The organism is Lutibacter sp. B1 (genome assembly GCF_012524075.1).
Taxonomy (GTDB): Bacteria; Bacteroidota; Bacteroidia; order Flavobacteriales; family Flavobacteriaceae; genus Lutibacter.
Map to the genome: position 1 here is coordinate 1 of NZ_JAAZUI010000046.1, position 4,388 is coordinate 4,388.

At 29.9% G+C, this 4,388-nt stretch carries 4 protein-coding genes; all 4 read right to left on the reverse strand.

The annotated features are described in order from the left end of the window. Window positions 1-258 precede the first annotated feature (258 nt). Window positions 259-1,755 carry an LA2681 family HEPN domain-containing protein gene (locus HGB55_RS14415; RefSeq protein ID WP_168817692.1) on the reverse strand — a complete coding sequence of 499 codons (1,497 nt, stop codon included), beginning with the start codon at window positions 1,753-1,755 and terminating at the stop codon, window positions 259-261. A gap of 156 nt (window positions 1,756-1,911) precedes the next feature. Next, window positions 1,912-2,808, reverse strand: coding sequence for an IS3 family transposase (locus tag HGB55_RS14420; RefSeq protein ID WP_168817698.1), 897 nt, complete (start codon window positions 2,806-2,808; stop codon window positions 1,912-1,914). After that, window positions 2,736-3,146 carry a helix-turn-helix domain-containing protein gene (locus tag HGB55_RS14425; protein ID WP_168817694.1) on the reverse strand — a complete coding sequence of 137 codons (411 nt, stop codon included), beginning with the start codon at window positions 3,144-3,146 and terminating at the stop codon, window positions 2,736-2,738. Before HGB55_RS14425 ends, HGB55_RS14420 begins: the two co-directional genes overlap by 73 nt. A 207-nt stretch (window positions 3,147-3,353) precedes the next feature. Beyond that, entirely contained in the window at window positions 3,354-4,187 is an 834-nt protein-coding gene (locus HGB55_RS14430; RefSeq protein ID WP_168817696.1) for a hypothetical protein, read from the reverse strand. Window positions 4,188-4,388: the final 201 nt, after the last annotated feature.

Below are 4,388 nucleotides of genomic sequence, written 5' to 3' on the forward strand. Positions count from 1 at the left end.
AAAAATAAATTAAAAACTTATTCCGGAATAATGCCCAAAATCAGAATATTTTCAGCTTTAGTAAATCATTATTTTTGAAAGAAAATTTCTCTGCCAAGTTCCAATCTCGTTATTTTAGGCAACGGTTGTGGTATGAGGTCGTGGCGGTCAGACGAGAGTCTGAACAGTCCGACCGAAACTGAGGTTGGGACGAGATTCGACTTGTCGAATCCGCACAAACCCAGCCATGCCTTATACCACGTGTTAGGTGCTGGCATTTTATATTTTTTCATCATCTTGTATTTCTATAAACTCCATTGGCATAGTCAATTTATTTCCTAAAAGTTTTTTCCGCTCTCTCTCCTCGTCATAAATTAGAAATGAGAGATACATTAATGCAGACCTACTTAATTTTAAGAGTTTAAAAGTTTTATCGTAAAATAAAGACCGGTCAATTTCAAATATTTCGGATTTGTCAGACCACCCGTTATTAAATGATTCTACAATTTTAAATGCCTTATGCTCAACAAAATTCCGAATTGTGGCAATTTCCTTTGCTTCTGGTTCTATCGTTAAGTCAAATTCTGTTTCGTACAAATCTTTACTTAACCAAAACAAACCTCTCATCGCCCAATTTTTTGTTGTTGAGATTCTCTCATTTAATCCATTTGATTTATTCAATTGTTTATACCAAATATTTCGAAAACTGACGCGATTGGAATTTTGCCCCAACTTTAAATACAGATTTATAAAATATGCAATTTTGTCAAAGAGAGAGTAACATACTCTGAAAGTGATTTTTACCTTTTCTAGAGTAAATGAATATACCGAATAATCAAGTGTGTCCATTAACACAACTTCCTTGTCTGAAAAGTGAGGTTTATATTGATTTAATGCTTCATAAAAAAGGAATCGCGCACTTACGAACTCTTGCTTTAATTGATTAAAAAGAGAATGAAAAATAGGCTTTTCGTCAAATCTCAAAATCATCGAAGGGGTGAATAAGTAATCATTTGCAACGACACTTTCTGTTAAAATATCGTTTAATGGGTTAATAAATAGTCGATTAATAGCACACCATTCTCGATATTCTCTTTCCTTAGCTGTCAATTTTTTGTAATTGTCACCATAGTTTTTGAAGTCGTTTAGTAAGTCAAGTGGATAGGCTTTTTCAATTTCTATTGCTGTTGATTTAAAAGCATTTTTTGCCCCTAAATATACTTGATTGGAAGATTGTGATTCTAATAAATCTTTCCTAGCATATTGCATAAAAATAAATTGATGAGTAGGCTCAAAAATAACCCTGGCATAATAATACATTGCAAAACCACGGTTGCCTATTGCCATTCCAAACTTACGGTCAATGTTTAAGCATAAATTGAAATATTCTTGAGCTTCAGAAAATCTTCCGATGTGGCTGAAAAGACTTCCAAGGTTTGTTAATATTTGACATGTATTGAATTTGTCATTACATTCTTTAATTAGACTATATGCTTTTCTCAAACAAATAATTTGTTGCTCCAACTCATACGTTTCTAATGGGAACTCTTCAAGCGGATATTTAATATTTTGTATGTAAGACCATGCATTCCCAATAAAGTAATGTAAGATAGCTTTTGAATGAGTATCAAAGAAATCAGTGTCTATTTCTAATGCAACTTTAATTGAAGATTGAAGTTTTTCTAAATCTCTCTTTGCTTTGGCAGATTCGAAATTCGCTCCAATTATTTCAATAATCTCCTTTGGCTTTTTCGATGAAAAATCTATTGTATCCATTTATTTTATTGAGATAGTTTGTCTTTTTGTCTTGTCCTGAAATAGGTTGACCATTTTTGGTTGATAATTATAGTTTAAAAATAGTCAAATTACCGGAACATTGATAAGTTTTTTTTTAAAAACTTCCTACGGGTTTTAAAAAACTTACCAACATTCCTACGCTGATTTTTTTGCATATGATTTGTATTTTTGTTGATTGTATTTTAGATGTACACTTTGCGGTGTCTTTAAATCAAGGCTCCAGTGTAATCTTTCATTATTATAAATTTGTACAGCTTGTTTAACCATTTTCTGAGCAATGTTTATAGATTTAATGGTTTTTTTGAGCCCAAATTCGTATTTTAAAATACCGTTAATTCTTTCAGCTACCGCATTTTCATAAGGGTCATATTGTTGTGTTGTGCTTAAAACAAAGCCTTTATTTTCTGCAAAATCTGAGTAATCCGGGCAACAGTATTGAATACCTCTATCGGAGTGATGAATGATATTGGCATGTTTATAAATACGGTTTTTATGTGCCATTTCCAGTGCTTGTTTGACAAGAGAAACTTTCATATTGTCATCTAAACTCCAACCCATTATTTTTTTTGAATATGCATCGGTTACTAAGGCTAAGTATGCGTGTCCACCATCAACTTTAATATAGGTAATATCACTTACAAAAACTTGTTCAGCGTACATTATTTCTAAGTTTTTGAGTAGGTTAGGGGATTTATAAAAGAAATGATTAGAGTTGGTTGTAATATGAAAACGTCTTGTTTTCTTTACCAATAATCCATAAGATCTGAGTAAGTTGAATAGAGCATCTCTACCCATTTTGATATTGTTTTGTTGGAGTTCATTTTTTAGATGTTTATATAACTTTTTAGTGCCAGTTTTGGGCATTCTTTTACGGATATTTAAGATTAAATTTAGCACAATTTTATGTTGATTTTGTTTAATTGAATTTGCCTTTATTCGTTGATAATAAGCCTGTTTGCTTATTCCGAAGCATTGATAGAGCCATTTTGTTTTAAAAGGCTTTGTTTCTTTTTCTCTATCTCTTTTGCTAATGCTTCGGGCAAATACTTTTTTGCAAGCTCTTCTCCTGTAATGTTTTCAAAATCAGCGATAATATCTTGTTGAAAGTCTTTAATAAACTCCAATTCTTCAATACGTTCTCTGAGTTTTTTAAGTTCGTTATTTTTGCTCATAGTGATTGATTTGTGTTTAAAATTACTCAATTTTTTCATCCAATAGGTAATAGAACTTCGAGAAATTTGATATTTTTTGGAGGCATAGTTGACAGAAATTTGTCCATTAATAATTTGGTCAATGATAGAAAGTTTGAGGTCAAAACTAATTTTTTGATACTCTTTTTTTCGACAGGTTGAATTTTGTTGTGTCTTCATAAGTTACTAAAAGTGTTTAATTTTTAGTCAACCTATTTTAGGACGAGGCCTTTTTCATGCTTGCACCTAACGGTTTAGGACATGAAAAGTTGCGGATTTGGAAACGCAATTTTCCAATGTTTAAATTTAATGTTTTTTTGTTTTAGAAACATTCTATTTTACTGAATTAAGCAATTTTTTATGTGCATTGTTGGCAAATCGTTTTTTTTATTTCATTAATTCCTTTACTTTTATTTTTAAGGAATCTATAATCTTTATTCTATCCGAGTAATATGAATCTTTATAGGTTTTATCTAAATCTAAAATAATTTCTTCAGCACTTTTCTTATGGTAATCGAAATTCTCATAATTAGACAATTCGATGTGATATTTAGTTAATAATTCTTTAGAACTAAAATAGATATAATTATCATTTGTTAGATTAGAATAATAAACATTTGCTTCCTGGGAAAAAGGAAGTCCTGTAAGTAAAACTGTGTGGTTATCTGATAGTTCATATATTCTTAAATAAGTTCTTGCCTTGCTGATTTTTATCATACCAATTTGGTCTTCTCTTTCCCAATTCATATTAATCAAATTAGCTGTTTTTTCAGTTTCATCAAGGATTAATAAAGCCTCCTTATAGATATCAATGCTATTTTTAATTTCAGCTAACTCATATTTTGATTGAAACAATATTCCCTGATTCTTAGCAATAGAAACATAATCATTCCTGAAATTAGCAGAATTTTTTAAGAAGTCAATAAATGTAATTTCATTTTTAATTAACTCATTTAGAGTACTTAAATCTTTATTTGGAAAGTATTTCAGATATTGACTCAATATTATTTTTGAATATCCTTTGTATATACTTTCATCAAAGCCTAAATCAATGAGTTTCTGACAAATTACAATTGATTCATCATACTTTCTATCTTCATAAAAATCACTTTCTATCTTTATTAATGAATCAATTTTTCTTTTAATCGAATAGTCATATTTATCTTGGGAAAAACTGTATAAACTTGAAAATATTAAGATAATTGAAATTATTTTCCTCATAATGTTTGCCAACGGTTTAGGCTATGTTGTCGTTGTGGAAAAATCGGCAAGATTTTTCCGCCATAGCAATTAGCTTAGTAAATATACGAGGATTTTCTGAAAAAGAAAATCCGCCACAATGCAATATAGCCATTGTTAGCTAAAGTAACTTAATCAAACATAGCAGGATTTTTCAATATTATTTCGATTTAACCGATTCAT